This window comes from Massilia psychrophila (genome assembly GCF_002760665.1).
Classification (GTDB): domain Bacteria; phylum Pseudomonadota; class Gammaproteobacteria; order Burkholderiales; family Burkholderiaceae_D; genus JAFCUW01.
In genome coordinates, this window is sequence record NZ_PDOB01000011.1 from 87,183 (window position 1) to 109,525 (window position 22,343).

Consider the following 22,343-nt stretch of genomic DNA (forward strand, 5'->3'; position numbering starts at 1 on the left):
GAGCGATGCAGAATCTCCTTCACAACCTCAATCCCGAACAACTCGCCGCCGTCACCTTGCCCCAGCAGAGTGCGCTGATCCTGGCGGGCGCCGGCTCCGGCAAGACGCGCGTGCTGACCACCCGCATCGCCTGGCTGATCCAGACCGGGCAGGTGTCGCCGGCCGGCATCATGGCGGTGACGTTCACCAACAAGGCGGCGAAAGAGATGCTCACCCGCCTGTCGGCGATGCTGCCCGTGAGTACGCGCGGCATGTGGATCGGCACCTTCCACGGTTTGTGCAACCGCTTCCTGCGCACCCACTACCGCGACGCCGGGTTGCCGCAGGTGTTTCAGATCCTCGACTCGCAAGACCAGCTGTCGATGATCAAGCGCCTGCTCAAGGCGAACAACGTCGACGATGAAAAGTACCCGGCCAAGAACCTGCAGTATTTCATTAACAATGCCAAGGACCAGGGCCAGCGCGCCAACCGGGTCGAAGCGCACGATCCGATCGAGCGCAAGATGGTCGAGTTGTACGAACTGTATGACTCCCAGTGCCAGCGCGAAGGCGTGGTCGATTTCGCCGAACTGCTGCTGCGCTCGTTCGAGCTGCTGCAACGCAACGCGCCGCTGCGCGAACATTACCAAGCGCGCTTCAAGCACATCCTGGTCGACGAGTTCCAGGATACCAACGATTTGCAGTACAACCTGCTCAAACTGCTGGCTGGCCATGGCGAGCAAATCGGCGGCGCGCTGTTCGCCGTGGGCGACGACGACCAGAGCATTTACGCTTTCCGCGGCGCCAATGTCGGCAACATGAGCGCGTTCGAGCGCGAATTCCGCGTCGAGAACCTGATCAAGCTCGAGCAGAACTACCGCTCGCACGGCCACATCCTCGACAGCGCCAACCTGCTGATCGCCAACAACACCAAGCGGCTCGGCAAAAACCTGCGCACCGACGCCGGCCACGGCGAGCAGGTGCGCATCTACGAAGCCTCGTCCGACCTCGAAGAAGCCCAGTGGCTGATCGAAGAGATCAAGAGCCTGGTCGCCGACGGCGGCGCGCGCAGCGAGATCGCGATTTTGTACCGCTCGAACGCGCAGTCGCGCGTCATCGAGCACGCGCTGTTTGCCGCCGCGCTGCCGTACACCGTGTACGGCGGCCAGCGCTACTTCCAGCGCGCCGAGGTCAAGCACGCCATCGCCTACCTGCAGCTGATGGACAATCCGCACAACGACTCGGCCTTCCTGCGTGTGGTCAATTTCCCTACCCGGGGCATCGGCATGCGCTCGATCGAAACCTTGCAGGCGGCCGCCGAGCAGTACCGCATTTCGCTGTACGCAGCGGTGGCGTACGTGTCCGGCAAGTCCGGTTCCTCGCTCGGCTCTTTCGTCAAACTGATCGAGGGCGCGCGTTTCGAGACCCAGCAGCTGGCCTTGCCTGAAATGGTCAGAGTGGTGCTGGAGGCGAGCGGCTTGCTGACCCATTATGGCAACGAAAAAGAAGGCGCCGACCGCATCGAAAACCTCGAGCAGATGGTCAACGCGGCGACCCAGTTCGTCCAGGAAGAAGGTTTCGGTTACGGCGCGCCGGCCCACCTGGGCCCGCGCGCCGACGCCCAGGCCGGCGCGGCGATCCTCAGCGGCGACGGCATCGAGATTTTGGATGCCGACGCGCCGCTGCCGAGCGTGATGTCGCCGCTGTCGGCCTTCCTGTCGCACGCCTCGCTCGAAGCGGGCGACGCCCAGGCCCAGGCCGGCCAGGATTCGGTGCAGCTGATGACGGTGCACTCGGCCAAGGGCCTCGAATTCGACGCCGTCTTCATCACCGGCCTGGAAGAAGGCTTGTTCCCGCACGAGAGCAGTTCGCGCGAGCTCGATGGCGTCGACGAAGAGCGGCGTTTGATGTACGTGGCGATCACGCGCGCGAAAAAGCGGTTGTACATGAGCTTTACCCAGCAGCGCATGCTGCACGGCCAGACCCGCTACAACATGAAGTCGCGCTTCTTCGACGAGCTGCCGGAAGAGTCGCTCAAATGGATCTCGCCGCGCGTGCAGTCCCACTGGTTCGGCAACAAGAAGTCGGCCTGGGACGACGCCAAGTTCACCAGCGCCGGCTCGGACAACAAGATCGCCCAGCAGATCACGCAAAAGCAGGTCGGGCCCAGCTGGCGCATCGGCGAATCGGTGGCCCACGCCAAGTTTGGCGAAGGCGTCATCGTCAACATCGAAGGCGGCGGCAGCAATGCCCGCGCCCAGATCAATTTTGGCCGCGCCGGCATGAAGGTGCTCGATTTGTCGGTGGCCAAGCTGGAGCGGGTGGCGCGCTAGCGCCGCCGAAAGATGACGGCGAGCAGGCGATACCGGTAATATCGACCGGCTCGGTGGCGCCTTCTCGACAAGTTTTCTTATACCGCAACCATGATTTGAAATGCTTAGGCCATGGCGTCGGTTCCAGCTGCTGACCTGCGCGCTATGTTAATGCGCAGGTCGCGGCGACCCTAAATGCTTACGGAATGCAAGCTATTCGTACTTCCGTTTTCGACCCAGAGCGGACCCTGGCTGTCGATCTGGAGCAGACGCGAAGGCGTGCAAACAAGACCGGTGCAAGTTCTTCTCTACGTCCACGGACAAAGCTGGAGCTTTCAGGGGCGCAAGGACAAGTGCCGATCAATGAGCGGCGCAACGAGGTGCGCCAACGTACAACCGACACTATGGTCACCGCCTGAAAAAACATGCAACTCTACATTTGGCAGCAGGGAAGCCAGACGCTGACCGACTTTCACAGGGCTGATCGGGTCTGCATCTCCCCATAACAGAAGAGTCGGAATGCGTAATGCCGATAACTTCGGCGTTAGATCTTCATGATAGCTTGTGAACCAATCCGGCAAGCCCGGATGGCCGGCTTGAATAGCTGGGCGCCAGTCTTGTGCATTGAGTGTAGCCAGGTTCATTCCGCCTGAGGTCACGGAAAGCACCAAGTGAGTGACGAGTTCCGGTTTTTGGAGCGCAACGAGCATGGCGACAACGCCTCCCATCGATTGAGCGATCAGCGCACTGGGTTGGTCAATGTCGGCAACAATCCTAGAAACCAAATCGTCGATACCCCGGATGCTTGGATCAGGTCGAATTCCGCTGAAACCAGGCCAAGTCACATGAACTTTTGGGGCCGGATAGCTCAGCAAATCGGCCGCAGGGTGCCAAAATTCGGTTCGACCTAATGCGCCGGGAAGAAAAAAGAGTGTAGATGGTTTTTGCATGCCCGAAATATATAGAATTGTCAGCGTCCGTCCGCTCTTGGCCGAAATCAGTCTATCACTCAACGGTTGCCACCGACGTGATTGCTGAAGTTCGTTAAAGCTCAGTGTACGGAGTTTGTTGCTCCCGTGGCAATCAAAGGTTTTGTCAGGCGTATTGAATGTGCTCGACCTGCCGGTAGCCCCGCCCGAGCGGGTCACGCGTTGCCTGCGAAGGGCACTCCAGCTGACCGGCCTGGCGAACCGGACAAGCCCCAGCCGGCGCCGGTCTTGCGCGCGCGGCGACCGAAATGCCTTCGCGCGTCATATGCGCCACCGTCGTGCGCCTGGCTTGTCGAGTTCCAGGCTGGGAACGCCATCGAAGACAAAACGTGAGCTGTTTGGTGCGGTGCCGAAGGTGCACGGCGCGTCTTCCCGCAAGGCGCAGCTACAGACCATTTCACGGCCTGGTAACGGCGAATACAGATAGCCGATGCCGGTCAGCCCGGCAGGGTCAATGCCGGCCTGAACTTGGGGCGCCAGGTACCTCGCCTCGTGCAGCAGCATGGCCTGGCGCTTGGTCTGGTAATCGGTGTAGATCTGGATGTAGTCGATGCTCTGGCCGTCGCCGATCGTCACTGGCTTGAAACGGAAACGGTTGTTGATGGCGCTCGATGGCAAGCTGCAGGGGTTATTCGACGCGCCGAACCCGAGGTCCTGGGCGGTGCTGCCCTGTTCGATGTGGCAGTACAGCAGGCGCGCTCAGCTATCGTCCTTCTTTTTCATCAGGCCGGCCAGCGCGGCGAACGGATTGTGGGTGGCTGCCTGCATCTCGGGTGCCTGCAGTCCGGCGCCGCGATCGGCTTCCAGGTAGCGCGAGTGTTCGTTATCGTGGCAATACAGGCACAACAGTTCCCAGTTGCTGCCGTCAGGCGGGTTGTTGTTGTGGTTGTGGTCGCGGTGATGCACCGTCAATTGTTGCACGTTGGCATGGGTGAATTCACGCATGCAGCGCCCGCAAATCCACGGATACATCTTGAGCGACCGTTCGCGGTAGCCCAGTTCGCGCGTGTCGGCGGCGCGGCGGGCGTCGGCGACGATTTTGTCGAGGCGGGCGGCGTCCGGCTTTTTCGCGATCATGCTAATTTTGTCCTATTTGTCCAAATAAAAAACGGCGCACGCGGCGAACGGCGTTTTTTCAGTCGCATGCCGGATTTTCAGCTCGGCGCAGTCTTCCACCACCAGGCTGCGCCAGTTCGGCACGCCTTCTTTGGCGAACAGCGCATTGGCCTTCGAGGTGATGCCCAGGTCGAGCGCCAGTACGGCGTTGCGCTTGCCGCTTGGTGCATAGTTGACCGAGCGGATCTCGAAGCCGAACGTCTCCATCCAAGCTTCCCATAAACCTTTGTCGGCGCCGGCGATGATCTTGCCGAACATGTCCTGCAAGGTCAGCCCTTTCTTGACCATGCCGAGCAAGGGCTTGAGCGACGGCGCCTGCAGCAAATCGCGGTTGCGCTTGCCGGCGCCGCGTTCGTTGATGGCCTTCATCTCTTTCGAAAAGATCGCTTCGCGCGGACTGTATTCGCGCGTGCGTGTGTAGAGCTCGCCATCGAGGAAGGGATTGGCAGCGCGCTCGGCGCTTGGCTCTGCGCGTTTTTTCGGTGCCGACGTTGCTGGCTTCGCGGCGCTTGGTTCGGCCCGTTTTTTGGCCGCTGGCTTGGTAGTGGTGTTCATGTGGTATCGGTTCCTGGTCTGTTAACGCGCAGTGTAACATTGCGCGGCGCTGGCGCAATGGCCTCAGAGGGCCGCGCCCGGCTTGGCATTCAGCTCCGGCACGCCGAAAATCTGGCGGTAGCCGGCGTACAGCGCGCACTGTAGCAGCAGGATGAACAGGAATCCTAGCCAGGTAATGACCACCCGGCCCGGCGAAGCGCTGCCGAACACCATCAACAGCGCGATGCTGGCGAGCATGAAAATGCCGAACCACGCCAACAACATCACCAGGAACACGCGCGCCGAACGTATCACCGCGAAGAAGCTGTAAAAAATCGCTTTACCGGGTGGCATCTTCTGCCAGAACGCCAGCGGCGAGGCGAAGCACAGCGCCATGACGGTGCCGATTTGAAGGATCGCAATGAGCAGCACGCCGAGCATGTCGGAGCGGTCCACCACGGCCGGCACGGCCGGGTTGGCCGCCTGCTTCCAGAAACCTTCGCCCAGCGTCAGGTAGGCGATGACGGTCAGTAGCGCCGTGACCAGCAGGTAGACCAAGCCGATCTTGCACAGATTGATGACGGCCGGCTTGCGGAACCCCGTCAGCAGTACCATGGGCGTGACGCGCTGGCCGTGGTCGATCATCAGGCAGGCCTGCATGAACGACATGCTCAGCGACGGAATCAGCACCACTGCGACAATCTGCCCCAGCAGCGGCACCGCGCCGATGACGAAGCTGAAGAGCACGTTGGCGAACAGCAGGGTGGTCAGCGCCGCCGGCTGCTTGCGGAACAGGTTCATGCCTTGCTTGAGCCAGGACCAACCTGCTTTTGCGGGAATCGCGCTCATGCCGGAAGCCCGTACGCCGGGAGCCCCGGCGTGGCAATGCGTTCGCGCAGGATGCGCTCAAAATGAGACGGATCGTGGGGCGTCAACATTTCGGCAGTGCGCGGCAGGTACAGGTCATACAGGCGCGACAGCCAGAAACGCAGCGCGGCGGCGCGCAGCATCGCTTGCCACGACTGCCGCTCGGCGTCAGTGAACGGGCGCACCGCATGGTAGGCGCCAAGCAGCGCATGCACGCGCGCTTCAATCAGCACGCCGCTGGCCTGGTCGGTGCACCAGTCGTTGACGGTGACGGCAAGGTCGAACAACCAAGTGTCGCAGCCGGCGAAATAAAAATCGAAAAAGCCGGTCAGGCGCTCGCCGTCGAACATCACGTTATTGCGGAACAGGTCGGCGTGCACCGGCCCGCGCGCCAATTGCTGATAAACGGGGCCGGCGGCGAATGCTTGCTGGAAGTCGATTTCGGCGCGCAGCAGCGCAGCCCTGGCCTCATCGAGGAAGGGCAGCACCTGCGGGGCAGTCTGTTGCCACCAGGGCAAGCCGCGTAAATTCGGCTGATTCAACGGAAAGTCGCGCGCTGCCAGGTGCATGTTGGCGACCATCGCCCCGACCGCGGCGCAGTGGGGCGGTTGTGGATTCATCTGGGAGCTGCCGTCGAGCTTGCTGACGATGGCGGCCGGCTTGCCGTGCAGCGCCACCACCAGTTCGCCCTTGGCGTTGGCCACCGGCGCCGGCACCAGCACGCCGCGTTCGGCAAGATGGCGCATCAGCTGCAGGTAAAACGGCAATTGCTCGAAGCTGAGCGTCTCGAAAATCGTCAGGACGAATTCGCCGCGCTCGGTGGTGATGAAAAAATTGCTGTTCTCAATGCCGGAAGCGATGCCGTTGATCGCAATCGCTTTGCCAAGAGAAAATTGTTCGATCCAGCAAGTGAGATCGTCCAGACTGACCGCGGTGAAAACTGCCATGTGCAAGCGAAGAATAAAAAGAGGGCGGGAGATCGGATATCGGCACACAAGTACACGGCAACGTCAGGCGTGCCGTGCCAGTGCGTCGATGGCTTATTTTTTGTTTGGGGCTGGCAAAGGAGGCGGCGGTGCGTCGGCCGTGGCAGCATCCGCATCCTCGCCTTCCTTTTGCTTCTTCTTGGAAAGGTCAAATTCCAGCACCTTCCATTGCGGCGGACGCAGCGTGCTGCCGGTGGCGTCGCCAGTCTGCGCGACGGAGCCCGGGACCGCTCCCTTCATCGTGTAGCTGCTCTTGCCGGTCGTAACTTGCACTTCGGTGACCCGGCCGCCTTCGCGCTTCTCGTTGATTTTGGCGCCGCCGCGCTGCTGCGGCGTGACCGTGATCGGCGTATCGGTGCCTTCTTCGATGCGTTCGAGCTTGGGCGGCGCCGAACTGGACGGTTGTTGCGATTGTTGCGCCTGCTGCGCCTGCTGCGCCTGCTGCGCCTGGGCAAGGCTGGCGCAGGCCAGCATGCCCAGCAACAGGATTTTTCCAACAGTAGTGGTGCGCGCCATGGTGATTCACCTTGTCATTCGTTATCTGCCATTGTAACAAACCGACACCGTCGCCAGTGGAATGTGTCGAATTTGTCCTCCCATGGACAGCATACGCCGTTGCGCATTGTTGCGTTTTCTCCAAGCCCGATTCTGCGATAATGGCAGACATTCCGCCGGTTCTGCCGGCACACCCTTTTTAGTTAGCACCATGCAAAATACTCTCTTGCTAGTCGACGGTTCCAGTTACCTGTACCGCGCCTTCCACGCCTTGCCGGACTTGCGCAGCGCGGACGGCCATCCCACCGGCGCCATGCACGGCATGGTCAACATGCTGCGCCGACTGCGCGCCGATTACCCGGCCGCCTACATCGCCTGCGTGTTCGATGCCAAAGGCAAGACCTTCCGCGATGACATGTATCCCGAGTACAAGGCCACGCGCGCCTCGATGCCGGACGACCTGCGCCTGCAGATCGAGCCGATCCACGAGGCGGTAAAACAGATGGGCTGGCCGATCCTGATGGTCGACGGCGTCGAAGCAGACGACGTCATCGGCACCTTGTCGGTGCAGGCGACGAGAATGGGCATGAAGACCATCGTTTCGACCGGCGACAAGGACCTGGCGCAGCTGGTCAACGATAACGTCACGCTGATCAACACGATGACGAACGAGAAACTCGACGAAGCCGGCGTCATCGCCAAGTTCGGCGTGCCGCCCGGGCGCATCATCGACTACCTGACGCTGATCGGCGACACCGTCGACAACATCCCCGGCGTCATGAAGTGCGGCCCGAAGACGGCGCTCAAATGGCTGGCCGCGCACGACAGCCTGGAGGGGGTAATGCAAAACGCCGGCAGCATTGGCGGCGCCGTTGGCGAGAACCTGCGCAGCGCGCTCGCATGGCTGCCGCAAGGCCGCGCGCTCATCACCGTCAAAATCGACTGCGACCTGTCGGAACACATGGTGTCGATCGCCGACTCGCTGGTCGGCAAGCCGGAAAACATGGACGGCCTGCGCGATTTCTTCCAGCGCTATGGCTTCAAGTCGCTGCTTAGGGAAATCGTCGGCAGCCCGAACGCCGGCCGTGCCGAGGGGCCGGCCCTCAATTCGCCCGAGGGAGATTTGTTCGGCGAGCCGCAACTGGTGCCGGTCATCCGCGGCGAGTACGAAACCGTCACCACCGAAGAGCAGCTCGACAAATGGCTGGCGCTGATCGACACCGCCGCGCTGACCTCGGTCGACACCGAAACCACGTCGCTCGAACCGATGACGGCGCAAATGGTCGGCATTTCGCTTTCCGTCGAGGCCGGCAAGGGCGCCTACATCCCGGTCGCCCACCGCTATGCCGGCGTGACCGAGCAACTGCCGCGCGAACTGGTGCTGGCCAAGATGAAACCGTGGCTGGAAAATCCGGACAAGCCTAAACTTGGCCAAAACCTCAAGTACGACAGCCACATCTTTGCCAACCACGGCGTCACCTTGCGCGGCATCGTTCACGACACGCTGCTGCAGTCCTACGTGTTCGAATCGCACAAGCCCCACGACATGGACAACATGGCGTTGCGCCACCTCGGCTACACGACGATCCCGTTTGTCGAAGTGTGCGGCAAGGGCGCCAGCCAGATCTGCTTCGACCAGGTCGAACTTGCCCGCGCCACCGAATACGCCGCCGAGGATTCCGACATCACCTTGCGATTGCACCAGACAATGAAGGGCCACGTCGAGAGCGATCCGAAGCTGGCGTACATTTACCGCGACATCGAATTGCCGACCTCGGTGGTGCTGCATAAAATCGAGCGCAACGGCGTGCTGATCGACGCCGCGCTGCTCGAGGTGCAATCGGGCGAACTGGGCGCGCGCATCATGGAACTCGAACAAAAAGCCTACGAGCTGGCCGGCGGCCCGTTCAACCTCGGCTCGCCCAAACAGATCGGCGAAATCTTCTTCGTCAAGCTGCAGCTGCCGGTGATAAAAAAGACGCCGACCGGGGCGCCGTCGACCGACGAGGAAGTGCTGCAAAAGCTGGCCGAGGATTTTCCGCTGCCGAAAATCCTGCTCGAATACCGCGGCATGTCGAAGCTGAAATCGACCTACACCGACAAGCTTCCCAAAATGGTCAACCGCGCCACCGGCCGGGTCCACACCAACTACGCGCAGGCGGTGGCGGTGACGGGGCGCTTGTCGTCGAACGATCCGAACCTGCAGAACATCCCGATCCGCACCAAGGAAGGCCGGCGCATCCGCGAAGCGTTTATCGCCGGTCCCGGCAACGTGATCGTGTCGGCCGACTATTCGCAGATCGAATTGCGCATCATGGCGCACATCTCGGAAGACGCGGCGATGCTGCGCGCGTTTGCCGAGGGCGAGGACATCCACCGCGCCACCGCCGCCGAAATCTTCGGCGTCGCCCCTGGTGACGTGCAGGGCGAGCAGCGCCGCTACGCCAAGGTCATCAACTTCGGCCTGATCTACGGCATGAGCGCGTTCGGCCTGGCCAGCAATCTGGGCGTCGAGCGCGCCGCCGCGCAAAGCTACATCGACAAGTATTTCGCCCGCTTTTCCGGCGTCAAGCAGTACATGGACGACACCCGCCTGCAAGCCAAGGCGCGCGGCTATGTCGAAACCGTATTCGGCCGGCGCCTGTGGCTGCCCGAGATCAATTCGCCGAACGGCCCGCGCAGGCAAGGCGCCGAACGGGCCGCGATCAACGCGCCGATGCAAGGCACCGCCGCCGACCTGATCAAGCTGGCGATGATCGCCGTGCAAACCTGGCTCGAAAACGACGGCCTCGCCACGCGCATGATCATGCAGGTGCACGACGAACTGGTGCTGGAAGTACCGGAAGCCGAGCTCGATCTGGTCAAAGTGAAGCTGCCCGAACTGATGGCCGGCGTCGCCGCGTTGAAGGTGCCGCTGCTGGCCGAAGTGGGCATCGGCAAGAACTGGGACGAAGCGCACTGATCTCCAAAGTCAGTTCCAATTCCCCAGGGGGCAGTTCCTTCCCCAGGGGGCAGTTCCGACATTCGGACACGGCCCCATCCGTTCCCTAGTCCAATTCCCCAGGGGTCAGTTCCGACATTCGGACACGGCCCCATCCGTGCTGCCTCTGATAGCGCTGAGGTCGTGTCCGAATGTCGGAACTGACCCCAGGGCGGAACTGACCCCAGGGCCGGAACTGACCCCCGGGGCCTGCTGAGGTCGTGTCCGAATGTCGGAACTGACCCCAGGGCGGAACTGACCCCAGGGCCGGAACTGACCCCCGGGGCCTGCTGAGGTCGTGTCCGAATGTCGGAACTGACCCCGGGGCTTCCTGACCCCGGGGCTTCGCTGGTGCCTTCGGCGCTGCAGATCGCCCGGGTCGCGCGCGCGGTATGAGTTGATGTCAGTGCGTAAATACAACGCGGAATGATCATAATGACAACGCTGCCGTGTAATTTGTGTAAGCGAAGGTTTCAAAGCGCGGTGGCGCACGAATAAGTTTCCTCATGGATAGTAAGGTGTCATGACAGTGCAGTTGAGGCTGGCAGGTTTTGACGTTAACCGTAAAAAATATAAAGAGGCAACCATCATGAACGCACCATTCTCCCGTATCGCTTTGTTCGCCACTACCGCCGTCGCCGCGGCCACCTTGGTTGCCTGCGGCGGCGGCGGCGCAGCGGCGCCGGCGCCGACCGCTACCATGGGCACGCTTGGCGTGTCGATGACCGACGCGCCGGCCTGCGGTTTCGACGCCGTCAACGTCACGGTCAACAAGGTGCGGGTCCACGCGAGCGCGTCGGCGAGCGACACGGAGGGCGGCTGGACCGACATCACGCTCAGCCCGGCCAAGAAGATCAACCTGCTCAACCTGACCAACGGCGTGCTCGAAGCGCTGGGCCAGACAAGCCTCGCGCCCGGCCACTATTCCCAGTTGCGCCTGGTCCTTGACGCCAACACCGGCACCGGCCTGGCCAACTCCGTCGTCCCCACCGGTTCGACCGTCGAGCAGAGCCTGGTAACGCCAAGCGCGACCCAATCGGGCATCAAGCTGGTCAATGAATTCGACATCGCCGCCGGCCAGCGCGTCGACCTCGTGCTCGACTTTGACGCCTGTAAGTCGGTGCATACCACCGGCAACGGCAAATACATGCTCAAACCCGTCGTCAAGGTCATCCCGACCGCCATCAACGGCATCTCGGGCGTCATCAACACTGCGCTGCTGGCCAGCCACGTGACGGTATCGGCGCAGCAGAACGGCGTTATCGTCAGCTCCACCGTGCCGAGCGCCACCGGCGAATTCTTCCTTGCCCGCCTGGTGCCGGGTAACTACGACGTCGTCATCACGGCCGACGACCGCGCCGCGTCGGTGGTCGCCGCCGTGCCGGTGGCGACCACCAGCAGCAACACCGTGCTGTCGACCGCCAGTGCGCCGATCAACCTCGCCGCCAGCACCAGCGGCTCGATCAGCGGCGTCGTGACGCTGGCGCCTGCCAGCACTACCGAGCCGGCCTACGTCGCCGCCAAGCAGTCGTTCGCGGCCGGCCCGACGGTGACGATCAAGTACCAGGGCGCCGACCTGGTGAGCGGCGCCTACACGCTGGCCAGGCTGCCAATCGCCGCGCCGCAGTACACCATGTACAGCGCCACCTTGCCGCTGGTGTTCACCCAGAACCTGACCACCACGCCAGGCGCCGGCAAGTACAAGGTTGATGCCTCGGCGACCGGTTATACCGCCAAGTCGGTGTCCACGGTCGACATTTCGGCGGCCAGCCAGTCGAACGTCAACTTCGCGCTGATTCCTTAGATTAAAACGAGGGGCTGTCAAGGCTGCGCCATGGATGGGGCAGTCTGGCGGGGGCAAGACGACCATTTTTGTTAATTATTCTTTAACTTGGTTGTTCTGAATGTGTGTTTGTGAACGGAAATATTTCGCGCTCTATAAGATCGGCGGTATGGCAGGGCTCCACTTGTTCGAGCTCCGCATTCACCGATTTTAGGGATACACCACGAAAACTTCTTTCCGCCGTCGGGGCTGCCTCACTCTATCGGCGATTGCGTTGGCAGCCCTTTCCGCTTGTGGCTGTGGCGGCGGCGGCGGCGCCTCCTGCTCCGGTGCCGGCGGTTGCCGATCAGCCATTTACGTCGACCTGGAGCTTCCCTACGCTGTCCAATCCAAACCCGGCGCCGTCACCCTCGCCAACAGTAATGTTTGGCACCGTTGCCATGGCAATAGCCGACGAGCCCGCCTGCGGGCTCGATGCCGTCAACATGACCGTCACCAAAATGCACTTTCACATGAGTGCAACTGCCGCCTCAGGCGAGGCTGGCTGAACAGAAATCGACGTGCAGCCGGCGCGCCGGATTAATATCGCGCAGATGCGCAACGGCGCCAGTTGGCGCTGTACAGTGCGACCGGATCGCTGGCCTTCGCGGCCCAGCCGGACATTGCGCCGTCGGTTGCCTCGTACATGGTTGCAGCGAGCGCCCCCGGCTATACGACGCGGGTGACCGCGACCCTGCGGGCGGTGCCCAACTGAGCGACTACATCACGGCAGGGCGGGGGGCTCGCCAGGGCGCTAGTTGGCGCCTCTGGAGTACAGTACAATGCGCAGTTGCAAGCATTGCAAAACGCTGCGTTCACGAGGCATTCACATCGACCCGATTCTCATATCCATCCTGCTGGCGACGACCATCGCCGGCGTTTTCAGCATCACCGCCGCGGCGGTGTTTTCGTTCGCGCTGCTCTCGAAGGTAGTCGAGCGCATGGTCAGCCTGTCGGTCGGCATCATGCTGTCGACGTCCTTGCTGCACGCGCTGCCGGAAGCGTTCGAGTCGGGCGCCGACCCGCGCAGCCTGTTCGCCACCTTGCTGGCCGGGCTGCTGTGCTTTTTCATGCTGGAGAAATTCGCCATCCTGCGCCACTCCCACCATCACGAAGGCGACGGCCACCATCACGCCCACGGGCACGATGCGCGCGAAGCCGGGCGGGCGGGGTGGATGATCCTGATCGGCGACGGCATGCATAATTTCACCGACGGCATCCTGATCGCGGCGGCCTTCCTGGCCGACCCGAAGCTCGGGCTGGTCACCGGGCTGGCGATCATCGCGCATGAAATTCCGCAGGAGATCGGCGACTTTATCGTGCTGCTCAACGCCGGTTTTACGCGCAAGCGCGCCTATGTATTCAACCTGCTGTGCAGCCTGATGGCGGTGGCGGGCGGCTTGCTCGGCTACTTCACGCTCGATCGCGCCAGCGGGATGATTCCGTATGTGCTGGTGTTTGCCGCTTCCGGCTTCATCTACATCGCGGTGAGCGACCTGATGCCGCAGATGCAGCGCCGCGCCACGGTGCGCGAGTCGATTCCGCAAGTGCTTTTGATCGGCCTTGGCGTCGTGATCGTGCTGTTTTTGACGCGCGGCCACTGACGCTACGGGGTCTGACCCGTCGTCTGGGTCAGACCCCTGCGGTGACCAGATTCCGGTCAGCCTCCCATCGCCACCGGCCGCGCCGGATTGGCGCACCACTCGCTCCACGACCCCGGGTACAGCGCCGCGCCAGGCATGCCGGCGAGTTCGAGCGCCAGCAGGTTGTGGCAGGCGGTGACGCCGGAGCCACACTGCATCACGGCCTTGGCCGGGTCGGCAACCAGTGCGGCGAAATCGGCGTTGAGCTGGCCGGCGTCCTTGAAGCGGCCGTCAGGCTGCAAATTGTCCTTGAAAAACCGGTTCTTCGCGCCCGGGATATGGCCACCCACCGGGTCGATGGTCTCGTTCTCGCCGCGGAAGCGGTCGGGTGCGCGGGCGTCGACGACGGTCAATTGCTCCGTGCCGATGTTGGCCAGCACATTGGCCAGCACATCATCGGCCGACACGGTCCGCACCAAAGGCGCACGCTCTTTGACGTCGCCGCGCGGCCGGACCGGCACCGCCGCCGTCATCGGCAATGCCTGCGACTGCCATGCCGCCAGGCCGCCGTCGAGCACCGCCACCGCCGGATGGCCGAGCCAGCGCAGCAGCCACCACAGGCGGGCGGCGAACATGCCGCCGTGGGCGTCGTAGGCCACCACCTGGGAGTCGTCGTCGACGCCCCAGTCGCGCAAGGTAGCGAGCAGCGCGACCCGTTCGGGCAGCGGATGGCGTCCGCGAAACCGGCCGTCGGCGCCGATTTTTGAGCCGGACAACGCCGTTTCCATGTCGCCGAAGACGGCGCCCGGGAGATGCCCGATGGCATAGCCGTCGGCGCCGGCGGCGAGGTTCATCAGGTCGTGCCGGCAGTCGACGACGACCAGCTTTGGGTCCTCGCTACGTCCGGCCAGTTCGCTTGCGGTGATCAATGTCGTGTACATGGCGCCCTCGGGTTGAACTAAATTTCGCTAGGTTTCGCTGGCGATGGGATCGGTCGTCTCGACCGCCGTGCCGCGCTCGGTCTTGCGGGTATTGTAATAGGTGACAGCCAGGCCCGAGCCGAGGATGACCGCCATGCCGAGCCAGACGTGCCAGTCGAAGCGATCGCCCCACAGCAGCATGCCCAAAAGGCTCGCGAAAACGATGCCGGTGTACTGCAGGTTGGCCACCACCAGCGTCTTGCCGATGGCGTAGGCGCGCGTCATCGCCATCTGCGCCAGGGTGGCCGTCACGCCCATCGTCAGCAGCAGGGTGGCGCCGCGCAGGTCGAGCGCATGCCAGGTGTCGATGGCCGGATCGGCCGCCGTGGTGGCGCTGCCGGCCAGGCCCGCCAGCAAATTCATCATCGCAAAATAGAACACTACCCGGTATTCCGGTTCGCCCAGTTGGCCCAGTCGGCGCACCTGCAGGTAGGCGGCGGCCGACAGCATGCCGGAAAACAGGGTAGTGGCGGCGCCGATCCACTGGCGCGCTTCGAAGGCCGGTTGCAGCACCAGGATGACGCCGATAAAACTGAGCAGGATGGCGCCGAGCAACGGCCATTCGACGTGGTCCTTGGCATGCCACCAGCCGGCGCAGAACAGGAAGGCCGCCATCCAGATCGGCGACATGTAGTTCAGCGTGACGGCGGTCGCCAGCGGCAGCTTCGAGATCCCGTAAAACCACAGCCATAGCGAGACGACGCCGACCAGGCCGCGCCAGGCATGCTCGCGCGGCACCGCGGTGCGCAGGCTGCCGCCGCGCTGGAGCACCAGCAGCGCCAGCATGACGACGCCGATCAGGCCGCGGTACATGACGATTTCGGATATCGAGAAGGTAACCGACGCCAGCTTGACGCAGGCTCCCATCACGGAAAACAGCAAGGCGGCGCACAACATCCACAACGAGGCCATCGGGTCCTTAAGCTTGCACGTCGATGTGACTGCGATACCACTCGTGGAAGTGCTGCATGCCGTCCTCCATGGGCGACTGGTAGGGTCCGGTTTCGCTGACCCCGCGCGCCATCAGCACGCGGCGCCCGGCGTCCATCCGCATGGCGATTTCGTCGTCCTCGACGCAGGTCTCCATGTAGGCGGCGCGCTCGGCTTCGATGAATTCCCGTTCGAACAGCACGATTTCTTCGGGATAGTAGAACTCGACGACGTTGCGCGTCTGCTGGGGGCCGCTCGGCCACAGGGTCGAGACGATCAGCACGTGCGGATACCACTCGACCATGATGTTCGGGTACAGGGTGAACCAGATCGCGCCGTTTTCGGGCGGGACGCCGCCGCGGAACTTGAGCACCTGCTGCTGCCATCGGCGGTAGGCCGGCGAGCCCGAATGCTGCAGCCCGCGGTTGACCCCGACCGTCTGCACTGAGTAGTCGCGGCCGAATTCCCAGCGCAAATCGTCGCAGCTGACAAAGCCGCCCAGGCCCGCGTGGAACGGCTCGACGTGGTAATCCTCGAGATAGACCTCGATGAAGGTCTTCCAGTTGTAGTTACAGGTCTGCACCTCGACGTGGTCGAACATGTAGCCGGAAAAATCGAAGTCCTTCGTCACCGACAGTTGCGCCAGTTTTTCCATGACGTTGTAGCCGTTCTGCTCGAACAGCAGGCCGTTCCAGTTTTGCAGCGGCGTTTTCGACAGGTGCAGGCACGGCGTCTCGGCAAAATGCGGCGCACCGATCAGCTCGCCCTTGAGGTCGTAGGTCCAGCGGTGCAGCGGGCAGACGATATTGCTGGCGTTGCCGCGGCCATTGTTCATCAGCGCCTGGCGGTGGCGGCAGACGTTCGACAGCACCTCGATGCCGTCGGCGTTGCGCACCAGCATGCGGCCTTCGTTCTCGGCAGCAAGCGTGGCAAAATCGCCGACCTCGGGCACCATCAGTTCGTGCCCGACATAGCGCGGACCGGCCTGGAATAACAGTTCCATCTCGCGCTTTTGGAGCGCGTCGTCAAAGTAGACATCTACCGGAAGCTGCGCGCACGGGCGCGCCAGCTTGGCGTGGGTAGCCAGATCGGACATCCCAACCCCCCTTTAAAAGAGCTTTAAGCAAAAGAAGAGAAAGAATCCAAAGACCAGTATTTTTCCTGCGCAATACGGTATTTCGGACATAACCGGCGATTATACCGTGGAACCAGCCCTGCAGTCGTGGGCTGGCACGGGAATGTGGTGCGGAACGGTAAGAAAAATGCCGCTGGAACATGGGTTTCATAGGGGGACGACCGATTGCGATAAAATGTCGGCGGGCGTGGCGGCCGGCAAAGGCCAAGTGTCGTCACCGAACAGGACGGATTGTTTTAGAATAAGGATTCAGGCTGAACGCTGTCGCCCAAGGTGCGCGGCCCGGTTTCACGCGGTTGAACGCAGGTGCGCGGCTTACCTCGCAGATTGGCGTTTTCTCGAAGTACCCTAAAAGTCAGTAACCATGAAGTAAGTAACTATGGCAAACAAAACATTAGCGCCGGCCGGTGCGGCGGCTCCCGAATCGGCGGCTCCCGAATCGTTTGAACAGGCGATGGCCGAACTGGCGCAGTTGGTCACCCGGATGGAATCGGGCCAGCTGCCGCTGGAGGCGTCGGTGGTGGCCTACGCGCGCGGTTCGGAACTGGTCAAGTACTGCGCCTTTCAACTCGAAAAAGTCGAATCGCAGGTCAAGGTGCTGGAAGGCGACATGCTCAAGCCGTTCGCCGCCGAAGGCATCGACGAGGCGATGCAATGACGCTGTTGGCGTCGTTCGACGGCTGGATGACCACGGTGCAGGTGCACGTCGAAGAGGCGCTTGGCGCCCTGCTGCCGGCAGCAGGGCGCGAACCGGCCCGGCTGCACGAGGCGATGCGCTACAGCGTGCTGGGCGGCGGCAAGCGGGTACGCCCGCTGCTGGTGTTCGCCGCCGGCGGCCTGTTTAACGCCGACCTCGAAACGCTGGCGCGCGCCGCGGCGGCCGTCGAGATGATCCACGCCTATTCGCTGGTGCACGACGACATGCCGTGCATGGACGACGACGCGCTGCGGCGTGGCAAGCCGACGGTGCACATGGCCTACGACGAAGCGACCGCGCTGCTGGTCGGCGACGCGTTGCAGGCCCAGGCTTTCGCGGTGCTGGCCGACGATGCCTCGATCGCGCCGGCGCGGCTGGTGGCGATGCTGCGCGTACTGGCCCACGCCGCCGGCCCGGCCGGCATGTGCGGCGGCCAGGCGATCGATTTGGCCAGCGTCGGCGTCAGCCTGACGCTCAAGCAGCTCGAGCGGATGCACCAGCTGAAAACCGGCGCCTTGCTGCGCGCATCGGTGCTGCTCGGCGCGCTCGCCGGGCGGGATGTCGACGCCGTTGAGCTAACCGCGCTGGACACTTATTCGAATGCGATCGGGCTGGCCTTCCAGGTGGTCGACGACGTGCTCGACGCGACCGCCGATTCGGCCACGCTGGGCAAGACCGCCGGCAAGGACGCCGCCGCCAACAAGCCGACCTATGTTTCGATCCTGGGGCTGGACGAATCGATTTTGCTGGCGGAAAAATTGAGGCGAGCGGCGCATGACGCGCTGGCGCCGTTTGGGGACAAGGCACTGAGGTTGCGCGAACTCGCCGACCTCATCGTGCAGCGGAAAGCGTAAATGAAACTGCTAGAGACAATCAATGAACCGGCCGAACTGCGCAAGCTGTCGCGCAGCCAACTGACGCCGCTGGCCGACGAATTGCGCCAGTACCTGCTCGATTCGGTTTCCAGGACCGGCGGGCACCTGTCGTCCAACCTCGGCACGGTCGAACTGACGATCGCGCTGCACTACGTATTCAACACCCCGCACGACCGCATCGTGTGGGACGTCGGCCACCAGACCTATTCGCACAAAATCCTTACCGGCCGGCGCGAACGCATGCACACCTTGCGCCAGTTCGACGGCATCTCCGGCTTTCCGAAGCGCGACGAGAGCGAGTACGACACCTTCGGCACCGCTCACTCGTCGACCTCGATCTCGGCCGCGCTGGGCATGGCGCAGGCGGCCAAGATCAAGGGCGAGCACCGCCACGCCGTCGCCGTCATCGGCGACGGCTCGATGACGGCCGGGATGGCCTTCGAAGCGCTCAACAACGGCGGCGTGCAGGAAGACGTCAACCTGCTGGTGGTCCTCAACGACAACGACATGTCGATCTCGCCGCCGGTCGGTGCGCTCAACCGCTACCTGGCGCGCCTGATGTCGGGCCAGTTCTACGCCGCCGCCAAGACGGTCGGCAAGTCGGTGCTGCCCGGTCCCGTGCGCGAGCTGGCCAAGCGTCTCGAGGAACACGCCAAGGGCATGGTGGTGCCGGCCACGATGTTCGAGGAATTCGGTTTCAACTACATCGGCCCGATCGATGGCCACGACCTCGAATCGTTGATCCCGACGCTGGAAAACATCAGGAAACTCAAGGGGCCGCAGTTCCTTCACGTGGTGACCAAGAAAGGCCAGGGCTACAAGCTGGCCGAGGCCGAGCCGATCCTGTACCACGGCACCGGCAAATTCAATCCGACCGAAGGCATCATCGCGCCGGCCAAGGCCGGCAAGGTCACCTACACCGAAGTGTTCGGCAACTGGCTGTGCGACATGGCGGCAAGCGACAAGCGCCTGGTCGGCATCACGCCGGCGATGCGCGAAGGTTCCGGCATGGTGCGTTTCGAGCAGCAGTATCCGGAGCGCTATTTCGACGTCGGCATCGCCGAGCAGCATTCGGTGACGTTCGCCGCAGGCCTGGCCACCGAAGGGCTGAAACCGGTAGTGGCGATCTACTCGACGTTTTTACAGCGCGCCTACGACCAGTTGATCCACGACGTCGCGCTGCAGAACCTGGACGTGACGTTCGCCCTCGATAGAGCCGGCTTGGTAGGCGCCGACGGCGCTACCCACGCCGGGAACTACGACATGGCTTTCCTGCGCTGCATCCCGAACATGGTGGTGATGGCCGCCTCCGACGAGAACGAATGCCGCCGCATGCTCACCACCGGCTTTCACTACGACGGCCCGGCGGCGGTGCGCTATCCGCGCGGCGCCGGCATTGGCGCGCTCATCGACCAGGAACTGACCTCGATCGAGATCGGCAAGGGCGAGATCAAGCGCAACGGCGCCGGCGTGGCGATCCTCGCTTTCGGTTCGATGGTGGCCCCGAGCATCGCGGCGGCCGCCGGACTGAATGCGACGGTGGCCAACATGCGCTTCGTCAAGCCGCTCGACGTCGAGCTGGTCAAACAGCTGGCGCGCGAGCACGACTATTTTGTGACGGTGGAGGAGGGCTGCATCATGGGCGGCGCGGGCGCCGCGGTGGCCGAGGCACTGGCCACCCAGGGCATCGTCAAGCCGATCCTGATGCTCGGCTTGCCGGACAAGTTCATCGACCATGGCGACCCGGCGAGCTTGCTGGCCGGCGTGGGGCTCGATGCCACCGGCATTGCCGCCTCGGTCCGCCAGCGGTTTGGGGCGGCGGTGCCGAGGCTGGTGGTGAATAATAGCTAACTATTAGCTAACTAAGGGCTAACGGTCTGTCCGCAACTTGATTCGTTTGCCGTCGCAACGTCATTCCCGCGCAGGCGGGAATCGCATTTGCCTGCAAACTACCCGCGCTTGCGCTCATGCTGCCACAGCACATCAGTCCCTCCCGCAAACCGGTTCAACACCCGCGACAACACGAACATCAAGTCCGACAGCCGGTTGACGTACTGCCGCGGATGCTCGTTGATCGCTTCGGCCTTCCCCAAGGTCACGATGCTGCGCTCGGCGCGCCGGCACACGGTGCGGCAGACGTGCGCGATCGACGCCGCGCGCGCGCCGGCCGGCAGGATAAACTCCTGCAGCACCGGCAAATCGGCATTGTATTTTTCCAGCAGGTCGTCGAGCCGGATCACGTGCGCGTCGGTGATGAGCTGATAGCCCGGGATGCACAGCTCGCCGCCAAGGTCGAACAGGTCGTGCTGGATCGTGATCAGCTCCTCGCGCAGTTCGGCCGGCATCGGCTCGCACAGCAGCAGCCCGACGAAGCTGTTGAGCTCGTCGACGTCGCCCAACGAGGCGATACGCGCGCTGTCTTTGTCGACGCGGCTGCCGTCGCCCAGCCCGGTGGTACCCTTGTCGCCGGTCCGCGTGGCGATTTTTGAAAGCCGGTTGCCCATGATGTGTCCCTTAGTGTTTAATACGTCGAGGATACGTTAAAACGCCGATCCGGTACAATTGCTCCATGTCACAGCCAATCCCTATCGATCCCGTCCGCCGGCAGCAGGTTGCCAGCGCCCTGCGCGCCGTTCTGCCGGAGCGCTGCGTGCTGTCCGACCCGGAAGACACTCGTCCGTACGAATGCGACGGCCTGGCCGCCTACCGCCAGCTGCCGATGGTCGTCACCCTGCCCGACAGCGAGGAGCAATTGCTGGCGATCCTCAATATCTGCCGCGAGCTGAAGGTGCCGATCGTGCCGCGCGGCGCCGGCACCGGCCTGTCGGGCGGCGCGCTGCCGATCGCCGACGGTGTCGTCGTCTCCACCGCGCGGCTGAACCGCATCGTGCGCGTCGACCAGTACGCGCGCACCGCCGTTGTCCAGCCGGGCGTGCGCAATCTGGCCATCTCGGAAGCGGCGGCGCCGCTCGGCCTGTATTACGCGCCCGACCCGTCCTCGCAAATCGCCTGCACCATCGGCGGCAACGTGGCGGAAAATTCGGGCGGCGTGCACTGCCTCAAATACGGCCTGACCGTGCACAACGTGCTGCGCGTGCGGGTCGCCACCATCGACGGCGAGATCCTTGAACTGGGCGGCGATGCGCTCGATGCGCCCGGCCTGGACCTGCTGGCGGTCTTCATCGGCTCCGAAGGCATGCTCGGCATCGTCACCGAAGTGACGGTCAGGCTGGTGCCCAAGCCGCAATCGGCGCGCGTCATCATGGCCTCGTTCGGCGACGTCGTCACCGGCGGCAACGCAGTGGCCAGCGTGATTGCCGCCGGCATCATCCCGGCCGGACTCGAGATGATGGACCGTACCTCGTCGCGCATGGTCGAGCCGTTCGTCAAGGCCGGCTACGACATCGACGCCGCCGCCATTTTGCTGTGCGAAGCCGATGGTACCGCGATCGAAGTGGACGAGGAAATCGAACGCATGACGCTGGTGCTGGAAGCGGCCGGCGCCATCGCGATCTCCGTGTCGCAAACCGAAGCGGAGCGGATGAAATTCTGGTCCGGCCGCAAGAACGCCTTTCCGGCGGCGGGCCGTATCTCGCCCGATTACTACTGCATGGACGGCACCATCCCGCGCAAGAAGCTGGCCCAGGTTTTAATTGGCATCGAGGCGATGGAAGTGCAATACGGCCTGCGCTGCGCCAACGTGTTCCACGCCGGCGACGGCAATTTGCATCCGCTGATTTTGTTCGACGCCAACCAGCCGGGCGAATTCGACCGCGCCGAAGCGTTCGGCGCCGACATCCTCGCCTTGTGCGTCGAAGTGGGCGGCACCATCACCGGCGAGCATGGGGTCGGCAAAGAAAAAATCAATTCGATGTGCATCCAGTTCAGCAGGGCCGAGCTGGACGCTTTTTTCGCTGTGAAGCGCGCTTTCGATGTGGCGTTCCTGCTCAATCCCGACAAGGCGATTCCGACCCTGAACCGGTGCGCCGAATTCGGCAAGATGCGCGTTTCCGGCGGCGTGCTGCCGTTCGCGGAGCTGGCGCGGTTTTGACGACGGCATGAA

At 63.1% G+C, this 22,343-nt stretch carries 20 protein-coding genes; 9 read left to right on the forward strand and 11 right to left on the reverse strand.

Going from position 1 to position 22,343, the window contains the following annotated elements; all coding sequences use genetic code 11:
* The first annotated feature begins 5 nt into the window (after positions 1-5).
* Positions 6-2,312, forward strand: a complete 2,307-nt coding sequence (locus CR103_RS09305) for a UvrD-helicase domain-containing protein (RefSeq protein WP_099915708.1) — start codon at positions 6-8, stop codon at positions 2,310-2,312.
* Between the two features lie 314 nt (positions 2,313-2,626).
* Here the strand turns inward: CR103_RS09305 and CR103_RS09310 are convergent, their stop codons facing one another.
* From CR103_RS09310 to CR103_RS09340, 7 genes are all read right to left on the reverse strand, one after another.
* On the reverse strand, positions 2,627-3,241 hold the full coding sequence (locus CR103_RS09310) for an alpha/beta fold hydrolase (protein WP_099915709.1): 615 nt from the start codon (positions 3,239-3,241) through the stop codon (positions 2,627-2,629).
* Positions 3,242-3,541: 300 nt separating this feature from the next.
* On the reverse strand, positions 3,542-3,898 hold the full coding sequence (locus CR103_RS09315) for a hypothetical protein (protein WP_099915710.1): 357 nt from the start codon (positions 3,896-3,898) through the stop codon (positions 3,542-3,544).
* 81 nt (positions 3,899-3,979) lie between these two features.
* A complete protein-coding gene (locus CR103_RS09320) occupies positions 3,980-4,357 on the reverse strand; it encodes a YajD family HNH nuclease (protein WP_099915711.1) in 378 nt (125 codons plus the stop codon).
* Positions 4,358-4,369: 12 nt separating this feature from the next.
* Positions 4,370-4,951: a hypothetical protein gene (locus CR103_RS09325; protein ID WP_229442976.1), complete on the reverse strand. Its 582-nt coding sequence runs from the start codon at positions 4,949-4,951 to the stop codon at positions 4,370-4,372.
* A 63-nt stretch (positions 4,952-5,014) separates the two neighbouring features.
* Entirely contained in the window at positions 5,015-5,779 is a 765-nt protein-coding gene (locus CR103_RS09330) for a BPSS1780 family membrane protein (RefSeq protein ID WP_099915712.1), read from the reverse strand.
* Positions 5,776-6,744 carry a homoserine kinase gene (locus CR103_RS09335; protein ID WP_099915713.1) on the reverse strand — a complete coding sequence of 323 codons (969 nt, stop codon included), beginning with the start codon at positions 6,742-6,744 and terminating at the stop codon, positions 5,776-5,778. The genes CR103_RS09330 and CR103_RS09335 overlap by 4 nt, the downstream gene beginning before the upstream one ends.
* A gap of 93 nt (positions 6,745-6,837) precedes the next feature.
* The gene (locus tag CR103_RS09340; protein ID WP_099915714.1) at positions 6,838-7,299 is read right to left on the reverse strand and encodes a hypothetical protein; all 462 of its coding nucleotides are present in this window, start codon (positions 7,297-7,299) and stop codon (positions 6,838-6,840) included.
* A 190-nt stretch (positions 7,300-7,489) separates the two neighbouring features.
* Here CR103_RS09340 and polA point away from each other — a divergent pair, with 190 nt between their 5' ends.
* The 4 genes from polA to CR103_RS09355 all read left to right on the forward strand — a co-directional run bounded on the left by polA (position 7,490) and on the right by CR103_RS09355 (position 13,684).
* Positions 7,490-10,240 (forward strand): DNA polymerase I, encoded by a 2,751-nt coding sequence (gene polA, locus CR103_RS09345; protein ID WP_099915715.1) that lies wholly within the window; start codon positions 7,490-7,492, stop codon positions 10,238-10,240.
* A gap of 607 nt (positions 10,241-10,847) precedes the next feature.
* On the forward strand, positions 10,848-12,062 hold the full coding sequence (locus CR103_RS09350) for a DUF4382 domain-containing protein (protein ID WP_099915716.1): 1,215 nt from the start codon (positions 10,848-10,850) through the stop codon (positions 12,060-12,062).
* A gap of 589 nt (positions 12,063-12,651) precedes the next feature.
* On the forward strand, positions 12,652-12,795 hold the full coding sequence (locus CR103_RS22605; RefSeq protein WP_180279342.1) for a hypothetical protein: 144 nt from the start codon (positions 12,652-12,654) through the stop codon (positions 12,793-12,795).
* Positions 12,796-12,862: 67 nt separating this feature from the next.
* Positions 12,863-13,684 carry a ZIP family metal transporter gene (locus CR103_RS09355; RefSeq protein WP_370659431.1) on the forward strand — a complete coding sequence of 274 codons (822 nt, stop codon included), beginning with the start codon at positions 12,863-12,865 and terminating at the stop codon, positions 13,682-13,684.
* Positions 13,685-13,740: 56 nt separating this feature from the next.
* On the opposite strand, the gene CR103_RS09360 is transcribed toward CR103_RS09355, so the two are convergent.
* From CR103_RS09360 to CR103_RS09370, 3 genes are read right to left on the reverse strand one after another with little or no spacing between them, the layout of a single operon-like run.
* Positions 13,741-14,604, reverse strand: coding sequence for a sulfurtransferase (locus tag CR103_RS09360; protein ID WP_099915717.1), 864 nt, complete (start codon positions 14,602-14,604; stop codon positions 13,741-13,743).
* 27 nt (positions 14,605-14,631) lie between these two features.
* The gene (locus tag CR103_RS09365; RefSeq protein WP_099915718.1) at positions 14,632-15,555 is read right to left on the reverse strand and encodes a DMT family transporter; all 924 of its coding nucleotides are present in this window, start codon (positions 15,553-15,555) and stop codon (positions 14,632-14,634) included.
* A 7-nt stretch (positions 15,556-15,562) separates the two neighbouring features.
* Complete coding sequence (locus CR103_RS09370) at positions 15,563-16,669, reverse strand: aromatic ring-hydroxylating oxygenase subunit alpha (RefSeq protein ID WP_099915719.1); 1,107 nt, start codon at positions 16,667-16,669, stop codon at positions 15,563-15,565.
* 418 nt (positions 16,670-17,087) lie between these two features.
* On the opposite strand from CR103_RS09370, the gene CR103_RS09375 reads away from it, so the two are divergent.
* The 3 genes from CR103_RS09375 to dxs are packed head-to-tail and all read left to right on the forward strand — an operon-like array spanning position 17,088 to position 20,131.
* A complete protein-coding gene (locus tag CR103_RS09375; RefSeq protein WP_099915720.1) occupies positions 17,088-17,366 on the forward strand; it encodes an exodeoxyribonuclease VII small subunit in 279 nt (92 codons plus the stop codon).
* Entirely contained in the window at positions 17,363-18,259 is an 897-nt protein-coding gene (locus CR103_RS09380) for a polyprenyl synthetase family protein (RefSeq protein ID WP_099915721.1), read from the forward strand. The genes CR103_RS09375 and CR103_RS09380 overlap by 4 nt, the downstream gene beginning before the upstream one ends.
* Positions 18,260-20,131: a 1-deoxy-D-xylulose-5-phosphate synthase gene (gene dxs / locus CR103_RS09385; RefSeq protein WP_099915722.1), complete on the forward strand. Its 1,872-nt coding sequence runs from the start codon at positions 18,260-18,262 to the stop codon at positions 20,129-20,131.
* 98 nt (positions 20,132-20,229) lie between these two features.
* Here the strand turns inward: dxs and CR103_RS09390 are convergent, their stop codons facing one another.
* Positions 20,230-20,784, reverse strand: coding sequence for a cob(I)yrinic acid a,c-diamide adenosyltransferase (locus CR103_RS09390; protein WP_099915723.1), 555 nt, complete (start codon positions 20,782-20,784; stop codon positions 20,230-20,232).
* Positions 20,785-20,849: 65 nt separating this feature from the next.
* On the opposite strand from CR103_RS09390, the gene CR103_RS09395 reads away from it, so the two are divergent.
* Positions 20,850-22,331, forward strand: coding sequence for an FAD-linked oxidase C-terminal domain-containing protein (locus CR103_RS09395; RefSeq protein WP_099915724.1), 1,482 nt, complete (start codon positions 20,850-20,852; stop codon positions 22,329-22,331).
* Positions 22,332-22,343: the final 12 nt, after the last annotated feature.